The organism is Ruegeria sp. HKCCD8929 (genome assembly GCF_013031405.1).
In the GTDB taxonomy this organism is placed as follows: domain Bacteria; phylum Pseudomonadota; class Alphaproteobacteria; order Rhodobacterales; family Rhodobacteraceae; genus Ruegeria.
In genome coordinates this window covers 84,023-99,507 of sequence record NZ_WPZY01000004.1, presented here as the reverse complement: position 1 = coordinate 99,507, position 15,485 = coordinate 84,023, and the positions used below count along the sequence as shown (strand labels likewise).

The window sequence follows — 15,485 nt, the reverse complement described above, 5'->3', positions numbered from 1 at the left end:
GTGGGGCCACCCGGTAGGGGCGGCCACCTGCCATTTCGGCCCTACTGACCCGGGTTCACAGCATCCCAAAGCGCCTGATTGCGAAAGCTTGTTCCGGCATTGGCGCTGCCGCTGGACAGGCAGCCGCCGTTGGTGTGAATGCCGACGGCGACATCGGCGTCCGCCTCGTCAATGACCGGACTGCCCGAATTGCCGCCCTGCGTGTCCACGGCGTAGCGGAGCATGGCTAGGGATGGGCTGGCCGGACCATGCTCGGTCACGCTGCCCGCGTCGGTCTGATTGGTCTGGTTGGTTGCATCCCGGGGCGGCGGATTGCCATGCGTGGGGGCGGGGCCGTCCACGCCAAAGCCGGTGACCCGCACTTCTTGCGGATCGGATGTGTTGGACAGGGAAAAGGCTGCCCCCTGTGCGTCATGCGGTAAAAGACCGGTTTGCGTATTGGGAAACACCTGCAGCGTTGCCCAGTCGTTGCCGATCCCTGTGTTCTGAAACACAATCGACGCCTGATCTATGTTGTACTGGTCTTCTGACAGTGGTGAAACGGGCGTCCCATCCGGCAGTGACGCCGGCACCTGAAATTGCAAAAGCTGGGTGCTGCTGGCTATGCAATGCCCAGCGGTCAGAATCTGCCCGTTATCGACCAGCCAGCCCGTGCATCCGACAGGCATGAGACGGCCAACCCGGATGTCATCAGTTGCCTCGCGGTCGTCTTCGGTTCCGCAAACGGTCTCAGGCAACAGGTCGTCAGGCAAGGCCGATTGCGGCAGCTCATCGACAACCATGTAATTGCCCAATGTGCCGCCGAAATAGTCAATCAACTCTGCCGGTGCGGTCGGTCCGGCGGATTCAAGGGTCGGATCCTGCGGCGGAAGCCCCACAACGACTTTGCCGATCTGCGCTGTTGTGTCCGGATTATCGCCGGGGACAAGGGTTATGGTCAGTTGATCGCCGTTGAAGATGACGGTTAGCCCCTGGGATTGCTCCAGATGCTCCTGCGAAAAATCCTGCTGGGTCTCGTTCGATCTGACCGACAGCTTTCCCTCTTCTCCCAGATTGTACCCGGTAAACTGAAGCTGCAGCCATCTGGCACCGGGAATCGAGAACTCGGTTTCGCCCTCCTGCAACTCGGTGAACACGTCCAGCATACGTTCGGGTGCGGTTTCGGCGGGCACTTCGGCGCGTGCTGCCGGGGCGGGCTGGGCGGAAAGGTAGGCAGGGCTCGTGGCCAGCAATGCACCCAGTAAACAGACTCGGATTGGCGTAATGCGAAACATTGGAAGCTCCTTAACAATTCAAAAAATAAAACATCGCGATGATAGCACAGATCGGCCCCTGGCGCTCCTGCGCAAGGTTAGGGTCTGATTTCTGCGCTTGTGTTTGCCGGGTCGAGACCAAAGCCTTTGAAGGCGCAGCACGTGCCACGCCTTTGAAAATGCGCTTTCGACTGGTGGTATCTACTGCTTCAGGGTTGTCAGAATCCGGCTGTCCAGCGACAGGATCTGCGTGGCGGCGTTGCGGTCCTGGTCGCGTAGCGCCTCGGCATATCCGGCGGCGGATTCAGTGGTCGGCCGCATCTGAGTGAACAGAGGCTGATCGGAGTGCAGCACGATCACCTTGCTCTTGCCCAGCGTGCTTTCGTCGACCCGAAAGGCCAGCCCGCCGTGTTCACTGCTTTCGGGGATCGAATAGGCCACTCGGATCGACATAGGACCGGTGTTGCCGTTACGGATATTGGTAATGTCATTGTCGGGGCGGCTCACATTGGGCAGCAGGTGAAACACATTGCCCGACACATCCAGCACCGCCACCGAAAGGTACCCGGCCTGCACATTGTCTGGCAACTCAACATCGATCACCGGGTTCTCGCCCACCAGGAAATCACCGCTCGGGTTCGGGGCATTATCCCGATCGCCATTACGGAAAGCGATGTCGATATCGCTGGGCGGCGCGATGGGTAAAAAGTTCTCGATCAGGCATACCGCCGGGTTCAAAACCGCCACCTGATCAAGTTCGACCGGACGGGTGCCGCCGAGTGCGGTGACTGCCGCGTTGAGGCCGGTGAGGCTGTCCTGCCCGGCTACCGTGCCCTCGACCTGAATGGCAGCGCCGGGGCCGTACCCGGTGGTCGGCGGGTTGATCAGGCTCAGCGCGCCGCAATCGGCCATGCTGTCCAGGATCGTCTGCACGTCGTCCACGGCCAGGAAAAGCGGCACCAGCTCGATCTCGGCAGTGCCCTGCAATCCGCCCGGCAGTCCGGCCTCATACAGCCGACTGATCGTTTCGTGCAGGGCCTTGTCGGTCGTGCGTCCGGTCAGCCGCGCCTCGTTACCGGTGACCGACAGGCGCCATTCTTCAAGGTCGATGGCTGCGTCGACGACACTCTCAACGTCCGCGCCCCAGCTGTCGGCGATATCGCCCGAGGCAAGGGTCAGTTCCACTTCGCCCTGGTGATCGGCCACATGCGCCGCCAGCGCATCCCGCGCGGTTTCGGACGGAACATAGCCAACGATGCGAGGCGGTAGCCCTTCCCGCTTATCCGCGACAAGAGTATAGGGCTGCACGACCGGATAGGACGGACCCAGAAGCCCGTCGAATACACCGCCGACGTAACCGCCGACTCCTGCACCTGCCAGAACAACCACCAGAAGCCCGGCCATCAAACCGCCACGCGATTTGCTCTGCGCTGGCGGGTCGCTTATTGGCCGCATGGGTTGCGGTGGCGCCGATGGTTTAGGCGTGGCGGTCTCAGTCTCGGGCTCCTTCGCGCGGGGCATGATGACGGTGGCATCGTCCAGATCATCGGGCGTGTCGGCCTTGGCCGCCGCCTCACCACCGCCCAGCCGCGCAGAGGAAAGCGCCCGCAGCACTTCGCCCGCGCTCTGATAGCGGTCGTCCGGACTGGGCGCGGTCATCCTGTCGAGGACTGTTTTCAGCGGCTCGGGCACCCCTTCGGTATCGAGCGGCTTTTTCTTACTCTCGACCACTTCCAGCAGATTGGCCCCGGCCTGCGCCTTTTCACCCCTGAAATTGGCGAGTAACAACGCCCCCAGCGAGTAGATATCGGTGCGCCGGTCGGTCTTGCCAGAGAGCTGTTCTGGCGCCGCATAGGCGTATTTGCCCGCAAATTCACCACCGACGATGGTTTCGGCACCCGGATTGGTGTCCTTGGCGATGCCGAAATCGATGATGACCGCCTGCGCGGGGTCGTCGTCGCGCAGGATGATGTTGTCCGGGCTCAGGTCGCGGTGCACGATGTTGCGCGCATGCGCGGCCTCAAGCCCTTCGCTGACCCGCTTGCAAACGGTCAGCAGCTCTTCGGCCGACATCGGGCCTTCCTTGAGCTTCTGGTCGAGGCCCGGCCCATCGACATAATCCATCACCAGATAGACATGGCCGTCGGCAGTGCGGTTGTTTTCGGAATACCGCACAACGGCATCATGGCGGATGTCGCGGATTTCCTCTTCGCGGGTCAGCAGGACGAGGTAGTCGTCATTGCTCGAAAACTCGGCCTTGAGCACTTTCAGCGCCGCAAGCCGCCCCGAGATCTCGGAGCGGGCGCGATATACATCCGACGTGCCGCCGCGCCCCAGGATGGCTTCGATCCGGTAAGTGTTGTTTACCAGATCACCTGGTTGAAACAGGTCACCGGCGCGGGATTCGGTCATGCGGCCCTCAAGTGCTTGTGTGCGGCAACACCGACCGGTTAGCCGAGTGCCTGGAATTCGACCCTGCGGTTTTCATCTGCGCGCGGGTTGTCCGCGTTATAAGGCTCGCTCTCGCCCACGCCAATGGCTTCCAGCCTCTGATCTGCAATCCCGCAGTCGCTGACCAGATGCCGCTTGACCTCTTTGGCGCGCAGCAAGGACAGGTTCTGGTTGTAGTCGGCCGGGCCCGAGCTGTCGGTATGGCCAATGATCTGGAACACCGAGACGTCCACCGACTGCATCGCCTGACACAGGGCGGCCAGCTTCGGTTTCTGATCTTCACGCAGCGCGGCGGACGCAAAGTCGAACTGGACCTGGATGTTGACCTGATCTTCTTTCGCGACGGCCTGATACTCGGTCGGCGTGGCGGCCACGGTGGTCGAGCTGTCCTGGGCTGCGGTGGATTGTTGATCTGACGGAACAATCACCAGTCCGCGGGTCTTTTGTTTATTGAATGCGTCGGTGATCTCGTCCGCGCTCAACGGCGTATCCTGAGCCAAAGCCATTTGTGCTGTGCAGGCGATCGCGAAGGCCGAGGCACAGATACGCGTAAGTGTTTTCGAATTAGACATTTCCTCAAATCCTTCTTGTCTTTGGCCTATAGAGTATCCAAGCGAAATTGGTGCTACAATGAAGAATGTCACATTCAGGGTGTTCAATTTGCCGTCACCCGCGTGACATCGCGACGGACCACCCCTAGGGTGAGGCCCAAAGACTTACGGCAACATGGGTTTACCGGAATATCATGCGTCTCGTTCCTGCGATCATCCTTGCGGTGGCCATCATTGTGGCACCAGTTCTGTGGTATGTTTTTCCACTGATCGTGCCCCTCGAAGAGAACTTCGAAGGCCCCGCCATCGATTCCGGCGCCCGTATCGAGATTGAGATGCTCAGCCAGCAGATGGATGATGTGCGCACGCGTCTTGAGCAATTGTCGCTTGAGGTGTCGCGGGTGCAGTCTGGTGCCGGCGCGGTTGCGCTCCAGCCGGACGGGGATGCCGCGGATTCATTCGGTTTCGACAGCAGCAGCCCGAACGAGATCATCGACGCCTATGCGCAGGTGGTGCTGATCGCCAACCGCAAGAAGGTCAATCGTCAGTTGCGGCTGGCCAGTTCCTCCTTCCTGCGAGAGACCTTTGGCCTGCCGCGCGAAGACCTGACCGACAAGTGCCAGTCAATGACCAATGAGCGTCTGGAATCCAAATTGGTGCTGGAACAGGTGGGCCCGGTGCGCGTGCGCATGCTGCAACCTGCGGTCGATTCGCTGCGCACTGTGTTCGAGAACATTCGAAAGACCGATCCGGACCTCTACGACCGGATCAACACCGCCGGATCGCTATGTGTCCGCTTCATTCGCGGCTCGACCACATCGGCCTCGGCCCACGCCTATGGGTTGGCCGTGGACCTGAACATCGACGGCGTTCTGGATACGCTGGGTGATGGCAAGACCCAGCTCGGTCTGACCATCCTGGCCGATTTCTTCCGGGAAGAGGGCTGGGTCTGGGGTGCAGCCTGGGGGCGCGAGGACTCGATGCATTTCGAAGTCAGCCGCGACAAGGTCGAAGAATGGGTGGCCGCAGGGATACTTTAGAAATCCTGCGTTTGAAGGTTCCGGCGCCACCCGTCGAGTTTCACCTGCCAGCGGTCTGATTGGTGCTGCTCGCTGCGCAATGAGGCATGAGCCCCGAGCAAGCCAACTTGCTCTAATTGAGAATATCCACCACAGCCCCGATGAGATTCAGCACCTGATGTGTTTCGCGGCTGACCTCGTAAACGTAGTCACCCGCCCGAACGTAGTAGCCATTTCGCCTGAGCCCCCAGCGCCAAGGATCATCTATCGGGTAGTATCCGTCATAGATGTAATCTCCCACGCCATACTGCTTGACCTGACCGGGCGGGACACAGGGGAGGGCCTTTTTCGCCAGCCCGGGTGGGCAGTGAGCCTTGCCGGACCCAGCCACAGAAGGAAGCTGAACCGGCTGGGTCTTGTGGATCTTGATCTTGTTCTGGCCTCGGCCTTTTCCGTTATTTGCCCAAGCCGCTGATGCGGAGGTAAGGGACACAATCGCAACGGCAATGATGAAGGGTCTCATGTCGCAATCCGGTGAAATGCAGGTCGTCGTCGAGTTCGGGTGATAACTATAGGATTCGCGGCCACGGATGAGAAACACGTGGGCGGGAACCTGCCCAGCCGCCCAAAGACGTCTGCAGCTCCACCGCTTCGGACGGCGGTATACCTGCTGGCCGGGAAAACGCTATCCTGTTTGAACCACACCGCCGGTATCGACCCTGTCTGCTTGCCGAAATTTCTCAGCTTTTTATCAGTCCCTTATTGCCGTCTGAGCCCAAATACTCACGGGTTACGATCAGCAAGACACAGGCTCTCCGGCAAGGCTCCGCTCATCCCGGACGATTGGCTGGATTCCGCCGAACCCGAGGGTCGGCTTGACTCGAATCGGGGGCAGGGAAACAGTTAAGGCAAACGTTCTGGATTGTTTCTCAAGTTTTTTCGGCGCCTCCCCCCGCCGTCAGGACGTCACGCGAACTAAGACAAACTGAACTGATTTTCCGATCTCTCCGGTCGGGTGCTTTCTGGTCTGCACTGACTGGGGGGATGCGCTGTTTCGTGCATTCAAACCGAGGAGCATTTGGTCATGGCCGTTTCCGTTTCCTATCCCGGGGTTTACATACAAGAGGTTCCAAGCGGGGCGCGCGCGATCGCGGGGGTTCCTACCGCCATCGGCGCTTTCGTCGGTTACACCGCGCGGGGGCCGGTGGATGAGGCCCGCCAGATCTTCAGCTACGCCGATTTCGAGCGGCTGTTCGGCGGGCTCCACGTGGACAGCGACCTGTCTTATGCGGTGCAGCATTTCTTTCTGAACGGTGGCGGCACCTGCTGGATCGTGCGGGTGGCCGAGAATGCCGCCGCAGCGACAGTCTCGATGGAAACCACCGGCGGGGCGGTTACACTGACCGCCGATGCCTCCAGCGAAGGGGTCTGGGGCAATGCCCTGCTGTTGGCGGTGGATTACGACACCGCCGATCCGGTTAACAGTTTCAACCTGACGGTGGACGAGATTGGAGAGCGCAATGGTCGTCTGGTCTCGGTCCGCAGCGAAACTCACCGCAACCTGTCGATGAACGACCGCGCCGCGACCTATGCGGTGGACGCGGTGAACGCCGCCTCGGATCTGGTCGAACTGACCGATGCCGATCTTCCCGGCACGCTGGCGGGCACTTCGACCAGTTCGGTGACGCTGGCCGATGGCGATGTCGCCGCACTGACCGAGGATACGCGGCGGCTGAACGTGTCGGTGGATGGCGGCCCCTCGACCGAGATCCGCCTGTTCGACGGCGCCAACGATCTGGCCACGGTTGATGATCTGCGCCAGCGAATCGAGGATCGAGTAAATGCTATCGATGGAGTAACCGGGTTCACCTGCACCAACAATGCAGGCGTCCTGACTGGTACGTCCGGCGATCCGGGCCGCCGCTCATCCGTGGTGTTCCGCAACGCCGCCTCGCAGAACGCGGCCGCCGTGCTGGGCCTCGGCGTGGTCAATGGCGGGCGCGAGATTGCCGGCGCGCGGGAAACCCGCCCGGCGGCGTCGGGCACGACCGGGGACCGCATCCCGGATTTCTCGGCGGTCGCCATTGCGCTGAACGATCCCGTCACGGTGAATCTCGTCGCGCTGGATGCGGCAGGCGCGGTGTCCGGTGCGGTCATTGACACCCTGACCCACCAGCTGAATCCGATTCCAGCCTCAATGGGCGAGGCGCGGGCGCAGGTACAGGCGGCCCTGGCCGCCAGCCCCGAGGCGGCATTCTCGGGCGCAACGGTCGACATCGTGGACGACACATTCGTGGTGCGCCCCGGAACTTCGGTGCCCGGCCTGGCCTTTACCTTTACCGGGGCGGGCGCGGACGCGCTGGGGCTGACCGGCGGGGCGGCCGCACCCGATGACACGTTCTTTGCCAACATCGCCGCGTATCAGCCCGGCGTGGGCCAAAGCTCGGCGGCGCAGGTCGCGGGGCTCTTGGGCAGCGACGGCATTCCGCCCACCACGGGAACTTTCTATACCGGCAGCCGCGCGGCCAAGACGGGGATGTACGCGCTGGAGGATGCCGACCTCTTCAACATCTTCGCCATTCCGGGGATTCCGGATGTGGCCGTACTGGCCGAGGCCATCGTCTATTGCGAGGAACGCCGGGCGATGATCATCGTCGATATCGACCCCAACGTAGACACGCTGGATGAGGCGCGAGACTGGGTGAATGACGGCGCCAATTCCTCGCTGAAGAGCACGAACTCGGCGGCTTACTTTCCGCGTATCCGGTTGGCCGATCCGCTTCAGAACGGGCGGCTGCGGTCGTTCCCGAACTCAGGCCTTTTGGCCGGGCTCTGGGCGCGGACCGACGGTGCGCGCGGGGTGTGGAAGGCGCCCGCTGGAATCGACGCGGGCCTCAATGGCGTGCAGGCGCTGGACTATGTGCTGTCTGACCCGGAAAACGGCGTGCTGAATCCGCTGGGCCTGAACTGCCTGCGCACCTTCCCGGTCTTCGGCACGGTGAGCTGGGGTGCCCGCACCCTGGTTGGCGCGGATGCGCGGACCAGCGAGTGGAAATACATCCCCGTTCGCCGGACGGCGCTGTTCATCGAGGAAAGCCTTTATCGCGGCACCCAATTTGCGGTGTTCGAACCCAATGACGAACCGCTCTGGGCGCAGATCCGGCTGGCGGTGGGGTCGTTCATGAACAACCTGTTCCGTCAGGGCGCGTTCCAGGGGGCCAAACCCTCGGACGCCTATTTCGTGCGCTGCGATTCCACCACGACGACACAGGCTGATATCGATCTGGGCATCGTCAACATCCATGTGGGTTTTGCACCGCTGAAACCGGCGGAATTCGTCGTCATCTCGATCCAGCAGATCGCGGGCCAAAGCCCGGCATAACGAGAGGGGGGAACAGATATGGCTGAATTCAGCGTCAACACGCAACGGTTCGATCCCTACAAGAACTTCAAGTTCCGGGTTCGCTGGGACGGGCGTTTCGTTGCGGGTATCTCGAAGGTCGGGGCGCTCAAACGCACGACCGAGGTGGTCGAGCATCGGGTCGGCGGCGATCCCTCGACGGGGCGCAAGTCGCCGGGCCGGTCGAAATACGAGGCGATCATGCTGGAACGCGGCGTGACCCATGACCCGGAGTTCGAGGCCTGGGCCAACAAGGTCTGGTCCTTTGGAGCCGGGCTGGGGGCGGAAAGCTCGCTGGCCGATTTCCGCAAGGACATCATCATCGAGATGTATAACGAGGCGGGCCAGCTGGCGATTGCCTATCAGGTGTTCCGCTGCTGGGTCTCGGAATACCAGGCCCTGCCGGATCTCGACGCCAACGCCAACGCCGTCGCGATCCAGTCCATCAAGCTCGAGAACGAAGGCTGGGTGCGCGACCCGGACGTTCAGGAACCCACCGAACCGACCCTCTGACCCGGATTTTCGGGCGCAGGGCCGCGTGAGAGAGGCGTGAGATGCAGGACCGTTTGACCGCAACCGGCCTTCTGGCCGCATGGGAGGCAGGCGCCAACCGGCAGCCGCTGGACCGTGCGCTGGCGATCCTGTGGGCGGCGGGTGCTGGGGGCGATGATCCGGCCGGTCTGCCGCTGGCCGAGCGCGACCGGCGGCTCTTGTCGGTGCGGCATCACACCTTCGGGCCGATCCTGCCCGCGCGCGCGACCTGTCCCGACTGCGGCGCCGAGATGGAGACCGAGATCGACACGCGCCTGCTGGCCGAAGCGCTGCCGGAGCCCGGTGAAAGCGATCTGCGTCCGATCACCAGCCGCGATCTGGCGGCAGTTGCCGATCTGCCCGCCGATGAAATCTCTGCGGTTCTCTGTGCACGGCTTGCCCCCGGGATCGAAGCGTCCCAAGCGCTGGGCGCGCGGATCGAGGCCGAAGCCGAAGCCGCCGAGTTGCGCACCGCGATGACCTGTGCCGAATGCGGCGCGCGCTGGATTGAAACGCTGGACGTGGCCGCGCATGTCTGGGCCGGGGTCGAACACGCAGCGCTGGTGCTGCTGACCGAAGTGGCCGAGTTGGCAGCACACTATGGCTGGCCCGAGCGGGACATTCTGGCGCTCAGCCCCGCGCGGCGGCGGGCCTATCTGACACTGGCGAGGTCGGGATGAGCGGCGTGCTGCAGTCCCTCGTGCGCCGCGCCACCGGGCAGGCCACCGCCGGTCTCCGCCCGCGCTTGTCATCCCGGTTCGAGACCATGGGCGAGCCCGGTTTCGTCGAGACTCATACCGAGATCTCGGCTGCGCCCCCGGCTCCCGAACCCCAGCTGCCAGCAGCGGCGGAGACTCCGGCCGCAACAACCCCTCCGCAGGTGCGACCCGAACCCGTTCCTCCACCGGCGCTAATGCCCCGTACCGAGGAGCCGTCCCAGGTGCCCGTCGTCCCTCCTTCGCCAACAGTGGAGCCCGAGCAGGCGATGCCGCCACCCGAGCCGCCCAGGTCCAAACCCGCGCCATTCACACCGCTGCTCACGGAAACGGAGGCGGCCGAACCCGAGCGGTTGGCACCGGTCCCGCCGGTCCGACCCAACCGTCAGCCTTTGCCACAATCGCCACTGCCACCGGACGCGCCGACGGCCACCACTCAAGCCCCTCCCGAACCTCTGTTGCCACCGGCTCCTACGCATGACCTGCCGGACGGGCTGGCAAAGGTTGCCTTGCCTGACAAACCTACCGCGCCCGCTCGCGAACCCCAGCCGCCCGAGCCGGAAATCACCATCCATATCGGGCGGCTGGACGTGCGATCGCCTCAGCCGCAAACCCCGGCGCAGCCCGCACGCGCACCGGCGCGCCCGCTCCCTTCGCTCTCTGACTACCTGCGCGGAGGGCGGTCATGAGCAACGTTCTGGCCATAGCCGCCGTCACGCAGTTGCTGCGCGATCTGATCAACGACACGCTGATCAACGGCGATGTCAGCCAGGTCATCGGCTCGGATTTTGTCGTTACAGCTCTGCCGCCCGACCGGGTGGTGACGGATGAGGGCGACCAACCCACCGGCATCAACGTGTTCCTCTACGGTATCTCCCCCAACGTGGCCTATCGCAATGCCGATCTGCCCACCCGCAATGGCGCCGGAGAACTGACACAGCGCCCCACGCTGGCGCTGGATCTGCACTATATCCTGACCGTGGTCTCGGGTGAGCCGCTGCATGCCGAGATCCTGCTGGGCTATGCCGCGCAATTGTTCCACGAAAACGCCATTCTGGGGCGCGAGACCATCCGTGCCGCTCTCGAGGCGGCGGTGATCGACGACATCCTGCCGCCCGAGGAGTTCGACCCGATCCGCGCCTCGGAACTGGCCGATCAGGTCGAGCTGCTCAAGATCACCCCGCGCACGATCTCGCTGGATGACATGTCCAAGCTGTGGACGGCGTTTCAGGCGAGCTACCGTACCACCGTGGCCTATGACGTGTCGCTGGTGCTGATCCAGCGGGAACACGCCTTGCGGCCCACCCTGCCGGTTCTGTCACGCGGCGGGCTGCCTGATCCGACGACCGGACGCGATCCCGGGGTGCTGGTGCGGCCGTCGGTCCTGCCGCCGGTTCCGACCGTAACGGCGGCCTTGCCCGAGGACGGCCATCCGGTGATGCGGCTGGGCGGGCGGCTCATCCTGTCCGGATTCTCGCTGGATGGCGGCACCGGTGCCGAAATCAACGTCCGCTTTGCCGAGCCCGGAACCAGCACGGTTCTGTCCCTTGCCCCGGAGCTGCCCTCCGCGCCCGACCGGCTGACAGTGGCACTGCCCGATGGCACTCCGCTGGTTTCCGGGAATCCGGCTGCGGGCACCGCTCTGGACCCTTCGCAATGGCGCGTGGGGCCGTATTCCATCGACGTACTGGTGCGTGGGTCCGACGGGCGCGAGCAGGCCTCGAACGCACTGCCGCTGGCGCTGGCCCCGGCCAGCACACCCTCGGCGGTAGCTGCACCCCCGGATGTGGATATCACCATGACCTGCGCGCCGCCGATCCGCCCCGGTCAGAGCCTTGCCATCCTCGCCGGTACCCGGATGCAGGTGCTCGACAGCCCGACCGCGCCGGTCAGTGACGCAACGGCCACCTTCGACGGTTTGACTTCGGGCGCCGAGGTACCGGTGCGCCTGCGCGTCGACGGCATCGACAGCCCGGTGATCGACCTGGCGACTACGCCGCCCAGCCTTGAAACGGTGACGATCCCATGACCGCTGGTATGAACAGAAATGCCGATATGGCCCTGACCCTGATCCGCGAGGGGCTGGATACCACGTTGTCTCAGGTTAATGCCCGGCTGACGGCGCTGGTGGCGGATGAAGCCTTGCCCGAGTTTGATCCGCCAGAGACCTCGGCCTTTCCGGTGCTGGCGCACGTGTTCCATCTGTCAGTGCTCGAACAGGAAGTGCTCGCGCTGGCGGCGGGGCATGATCTGGATGATGGCATCGCGGCGGCGATGGCGCAGGTGAACGGCAATGGCGCCCTTACCCCGGCGCTGCTGGAACGGCTGATCGGCGCCGCGATCTGGGACATCCTGTGTCCAGAGGCGCCGTTGCGCCGGTGGCGGCTGATCGAGATGGCTGAAGCCGGACCCGTGCGCGCCCGTACCCTACGGCTGGACGAGCGTATCCTTCAGGCGCTGCTTGGCACCCATTATCTGGACGCCCGGCTGGACGGGCTTGTCCGGCTGTGTCCCGCCAGTACCACACCACCGGGGCAAGAGCCGGAACTGGCCCGCGCCATTGCCGCCATATGGCGCGATCCCACACGAATGCCGCTAATCCAGCTTGGTGGCCGCACCCGTCCGTCGCGACGGCAGGTGGTGATCTGCGCGGCGCAACGGCTGAGCGTCCAGATGTTCCGCCTGAATGCTGCCGATATTCCCACCGACTGGACCCAGCGGCAGGCGCTGGCAGTGCTGCTGGACCGGGAGCTGGCTCTGTTGGGAGCCGCCGCTTTGATCGAGGCCGAACCCGAGACCGGACCCGCCGCCGCCACATTGGCCGATCTGCTGTCAGGCCCGGTGATCCTGTCCGCAGAAGACCCGCCCGACGTGGACCGCACCCCGCGCGTGCGGCTGGAGCTTGACCCGCCGGAGTTTGCCGAACGGCAGGATATCTGGCGCCAACAGCTCGGCCCGCGCGCCGAGGCGCTGGGGCCTGCGCTGGACCGGCTGGCCGGGCAATTCGCGCTCGATCCGCCTGCCATTGAGGCTGCCGCCAGTCTCGCCACCGAGCCGGGCGCAGATCTGGCCACCACGCTGTGGCGTGCGGCGCGGGAGCAGGGGCGGCGGGCGCTGGACGGGCTGGCCGAGCGGATCGAAAGCCGGGCGACCTGGGACGATCTGGTTCTGCCCCCATCGCAGATGGCGGTGCTGCGCGATCTGGCGGGCCATCTGCGCGATGCGTGGAGGGTGAACAACCAGTGGGGTTGGGCCGCGCGCAATCCACGCGGACTGGGTGCGGCGGCGCTGTTTGCCGGGCCATCGGGCACCGGCAAGACCCTGGCCGCCGAGGTGCTCGCGGGCGCGCTGAAACTGGACCTCTACCGCATCGACCTCAGCCAAGTGGTCAGCAAATACATCGGCGAGACGGAAAAGAATCTCTCGCGCATCTTCGCCGCTGCCGAGGATGGCGGTGCGATCCTGCTGTTTGACGAAGCCGATGCCTTGTTCGGTAAGCGCAGCGAGGTCAAGGACAGTCATGATCGCTATGCCAATGTCGAGGTCAGCTACCTGCTGCAGAGGATGGAGGCCTATCGCGGCCTCGCCGTCCTGACCACAAACCAGAAATCCGCGCTCGACACCGCGTTCCTGCGACGGCTGCGCTATGTGGTCAACTTTCCCTTCCCCGATGCCGCCGCCCGCGCCGAGATTTGGGCCCGCGTGTTCCCGCCGGAAACGCCCCGCGAAGGTCTGGACTTCTCAACGCTCTCGCGGCTTGGCCTGTCGGGTGGCTCGATCCGGTCGATCGCGCTCAACGCCTCGTATCTGGCCGCCTCGGGGCCAGAGCCGGTGCAGATGCACCACATCAAACGGGCGGCGCAGCGTGAGTATTCCAAGCTGGAAAAACCGTTTTCGACCAACGAACAGGGGGTGTTCGCATGACCCGGATCAGGCTGCGCATCGACCATGTGACCAGCGATGGCCCGGTGCCGTCCCAAGCCGAATTGGAGGCGGCGCTGCATCGCGAGCTTTCGCGCCATGTGGCCTCTGACGGGGTGAGTGCGCTGAGGCAAAGCAGTCAGCGCCCGACCGTGCAGGCCGATCTGCCGACGGGTGGCTCAATGGCACGCCGGATCGCGGCGGCAACCGTAGGGACGGTGAAAAAATGATGGGGCAGAGCGTCTTGAACGGGGAAAGGAGGCCGAGACATGGCTGAACGCGCCCATACCATCGACGTGGCACCGGCAAAGTCTGCGACCGCGCCGGTCACGACCGGTCTGCTTCAGCGGGCCTGCAGCTGCGGCGGTACACCGGGACCCTCGGGCCAGTGCTCTGCTTGTGCAGCCGAAGACAAGCTCGGGGGACAGACGAGGCTGACCATCGGTCCGCCGAACGATACGTTCGAGCAAGAGGCGGATCGCGTCGCCGCCCGTGTGACCTCGGGCCAGGATGCGGGCGCGATTTCAACCCTCGGGCGCGGCGGATTGCAGCGGCAGATGGGCGGCGAAGAGGAAGAAGAGATGCAGCTTCAACGCCAGTCCGAGGAGGAGGAAGAGCTGCAACTACAACGCCAGGAAGAAGAGGAAGAGGTGCAGGCCAAACCCTTCGGATCGCGTGCCAACTCGCCCCGCGCGACCGGGTTTGCAGGACGCCTGTCAGCCGAAAGCGCGACAGGGCGGCCACTGGATGCGGCGACGCGCAGCGCGTTCGAGCCGCGGTTTGGGTTCGATCTGTCCCATGTTCGGTTGCATGACGGGGCCGGCGCGCACAGGCTAAGCCGTGACATCGGCGCGCGAGCCTTTACCCATCGCAACGACATCTATTTCGCCGCGGGGCAGTTGAGCCCCAATACCACCCGAGGCCGCCGTCTGCTGGCGCATGAGATCACTCATACGTTCCAGCAGGGTGGCGACACGGTGCGCCGCAAGGTCAGCGGAAAGTCCAAATGCCCCGCCAGTATCCACAAGGCGCCGAAGAAACCGCTGGATGCGCTGGCGACGTTGGACAAGCGCGCGGCCCATCTGGCGCAGGGAACGGCCAATGTCTTTGAGCTGCAGGCGCTGCTGCATGGGGACCCGACCCTGCGAACAGGGTCGGTGGTCAAGGCCTATGAGGAACGGTTCGGGACCGCGCCCAAAAAGGGGAAGCGCTGGAAAAGCCGGTTTCGCAAGAAGACCTTCAAGAAGGAAGTGGACGCCGTCATCCACGAAATGGCGCGGGTTTCGACGAATTACGAGCGGATCGCCAAGTGGTTCGGAGGCAACGTGCGCTATCGGTGCCCCGGGACCAAAAGCTACGCGATCCCCGGATGTGCTGCCGGGCCCTGCGGCAGTTCATATGCCGAATCCTGCCCCGGCAGCCGCCACATGGGGATTTGCCCGAACTTCTGGACCATGCCCAGCGAAGACGCGCGCGCCGCTACACTGGTTCACGAGGCTGTACATGCCCGGCTGAAATACAGCGGTCATTCGACCCGTACACTGAACCGCCGCATCCGGAATCCCGAGTGTTACGAGGCTGTGGTGTCGGACATCTACGGCCTGAATCTGACCACGTTCACCTGCCCGAAAGTATGAGGATCG

The 15,485-nt window shown here is 63.9% G+C and carries 13 protein-coding genes; 9 read left to right on the top strand and 4 right to left on the bottom strand.

Translation table 11 applies throughout. The annotated features are described in order from the left end of the window. Window positions 1-41: 41 nt before the first annotated feature. The 3 genes from GOX53_RS07670 to GOX53_RS07660 all read right to left on the bottom strand — a co-directional run bounded on the left by GOX53_RS07670 (window position 42) and on the right by GOX53_RS07660 (window position 4,363). Window positions 42-1,274: a serine protease gene (locus tag GOX53_RS07670; RefSeq protein ID WP_171175021.1), complete on the bottom strand. Its 1,233-nt coding sequence runs from the start codon at window positions 1,272-1,274 to the stop codon at window positions 42-44. Window positions 1,275-1,454: 180 nt separating this feature from the next. Then, window positions 1,455-3,665, bottom strand: coding sequence for a serine/threonine protein kinase (locus GOX53_RS07665; RefSeq protein ID WP_171175019.1), 2,211 nt, complete (start codon window positions 3,663-3,665; stop codon window positions 1,455-1,457). Window positions 3,666-3,703: 38 nt separating this feature from the next. Continuing rightward, window positions 3,704-4,363: an OmpA family protein gene (locus GOX53_RS07660; RefSeq protein ID WP_254446501.1), complete on the bottom strand. Its 660-nt coding sequence runs from the start codon at window positions 4,361-4,363 to the stop codon at window positions 3,704-3,706. A gap of 86 nt (window positions 4,364-4,449) precedes the next feature. Between GOX53_RS07660 and GOX53_RS07655 the strand changes: the two genes are divergently transcribed. Then, complete coding sequence (locus tag GOX53_RS07655; protein WP_171175017.1) at window positions 4,450-5,295, top strand: M15 family metallopeptidase; 846 nt, start codon at window positions 4,450-4,452, stop codon at window positions 5,293-5,295. 112 nt (window positions 5,296-5,407) lie between these two features. Here the strand turns inward: GOX53_RS07655 and GOX53_RS07650 are convergent, their stop codons facing one another. Further along, a complete protein-coding gene (locus GOX53_RS07650) occupies window positions 5,408-5,797 on the bottom strand; it encodes a hypothetical protein (RefSeq protein WP_171175015.1) in 390 nt (129 codons plus the stop codon). A gap of 561 nt (window positions 5,798-6,358) precedes the next feature. Between GOX53_RS07650 and GOX53_RS07645 the strand changes: the two genes are divergently transcribed. Genes GOX53_RS07645 through GOX53_RS07610 form a run of 8 tightly spaced genes read left to right on the top strand, consistent with a single transcriptional unit; the run spans window position 6,359 to window position 15,479 of the window. Continuing rightward, window positions 6,359-8,656, top strand: coding sequence for a phage tail sheath C-terminal domain-containing protein (locus GOX53_RS07645; RefSeq protein ID WP_254446500.1), 2,298 nt, complete (start codon window positions 6,359-6,361; stop codon window positions 8,654-8,656). Window positions 8,657-8,674: 18 nt separating this feature from the next. Next, window positions 8,675-9,187: a phage tail protein gene (locus tag GOX53_RS07640; RefSeq protein ID WP_171175014.1), complete on the top strand. Its 513-nt coding sequence runs from the start codon at window positions 8,675-8,677 to the stop codon at window positions 9,185-9,187. Between the two features lie 41 nt (window positions 9,188-9,228). Further along, window positions 9,229-9,885, top strand: coding sequence for a hypothetical protein (locus tag GOX53_RS07635; RefSeq protein ID WP_171175012.1), 657 nt, complete (start codon window positions 9,229-9,231; stop codon window positions 9,883-9,885). After that, on the top strand, window positions 9,882-10,610 hold the full coding sequence (locus GOX53_RS07630; protein ID WP_171175010.1) for a hypothetical protein: 729 nt from the start codon (window positions 9,882-9,884) through the stop codon (window positions 10,608-10,610). The genes GOX53_RS07635 and GOX53_RS07630 overlap by 4 nt, the downstream gene beginning before the upstream one ends. Then, entirely contained in the window at window positions 10,607-11,950 is a 1,344-nt protein-coding gene (locus GOX53_RS07625) for a DUF4255 domain-containing protein (RefSeq protein WP_171175008.1), read from the top strand. The genes GOX53_RS07630 and GOX53_RS07625 overlap by 4 nt, the downstream gene beginning before the upstream one ends. Continuing rightward, on the top strand, window positions 11,947-13,845 hold the full coding sequence (locus tag GOX53_RS07620) for an ATP-binding protein (RefSeq protein ID WP_171175007.1): 1,899 nt from the start codon (window positions 11,947-11,949) through the stop codon (window positions 13,843-13,845). Before GOX53_RS07625 ends, GOX53_RS07620 begins: the two co-directional genes overlap by 4 nt. Continuing rightward, window positions 13,842-14,072, top strand: a complete 231-nt coding sequence (locus GOX53_RS07615) for a hypothetical protein (protein WP_171175006.1) — start codon at window positions 13,842-13,844, stop codon at window positions 14,070-14,072. Before GOX53_RS07620 ends, GOX53_RS07615 begins: the two co-directional genes overlap by 4 nt. A 39-nt stretch (window positions 14,073-14,111) precedes the next feature. Beyond that, window positions 14,112-15,479, top strand: coding sequence for a DUF4157 domain-containing protein (locus GOX53_RS07610; protein WP_171175005.1), 1,368 nt, complete (start codon window positions 14,112-14,114; stop codon window positions 15,477-15,479). Window positions 15,480-15,485 lie beyond the last annotated feature (6 nt).

Bases quoted from the DNA above. Each gene is read 5' to 3' on its own strand.
- GOX53_RS07670 (WP_171175021.1), bottom strand. From the start codon at position 1,274: ATGTTTCGCATTACGCCAATCCGAGTCTGTTTACTGGGTGCATTGCTG.
- GOX53_RS07665 (WP_171175019.1), bottom strand. From the start codon at position 3,665: ATGACCGAATCCCGCGCCGGTGACCTGTTTCAACCAGGTGATCTGGTA.
- GOX53_RS07655 (WP_171175017.1), top strand. From the start codon at position 4,450: ATGCGTCTCGTTCCTGCGATCATCCTTGCGGTGGCCATCATTGTGGCA.
- GOX53_RS07650 (WP_171175015.1), bottom strand. From the start codon at position 5,797: ATGAGACCCTTCATCATTGCCGTTGCGATTGTGTCCCTTACCTCCGCA.
- GOX53_RS07645 (WP_254446500.1), top strand. From the start codon at position 6,359: ATGGCCGTTTCCGTTTCCTATCCCGGGGTTTACATACAAGAGGTTCCA.
- GOX53_RS07640 (WP_171175014.1), top strand. From the start codon at position 8,675: ATGGCTGAATTCAGCGTCAACACGCAACGGTTCGATCCCTACAAGAAC.
- GOX53_RS07635 (WP_171175012.1), top strand. From the start codon at position 9,229: ATGCAGGACCGTTTGACCGCAACCGGCCTTCTGGCCGCATGGGAGGCA.
- GOX53_RS07630 (WP_171175010.1), top strand. From the start codon at position 9,882: ATGAGCGGCGTGCTGCAGTCCCTCGTGCGCCGCGCCACCGGGCAGGCC.
- GOX53_RS07625 (WP_171175008.1), top strand. From the start codon at position 10,607: ATGAGCAACGTTCTGGCCATAGCCGCCGTCACGCAGTTGCTGCGCGAT.
- GOX53_RS07620 (WP_171175007.1), top strand. From the start codon at position 11,947: ATGACCGCTGGTATGAACAGAAATGCCGATATGGCCCTGACCCTGATC.
- GOX53_RS07615 (WP_171175006.1), top strand. From the start codon at position 13,842: ATGACCCGGATCAGGCTGCGCATCGACCATGTGACCAGCGATGGCCCG.
- GOX53_RS07610 (WP_171175005.1), top strand. From the start codon at position 14,112: ATGGCTGAACGCGCCCATACCATCGACGTGGCACCGGCAAAGTCTGCG.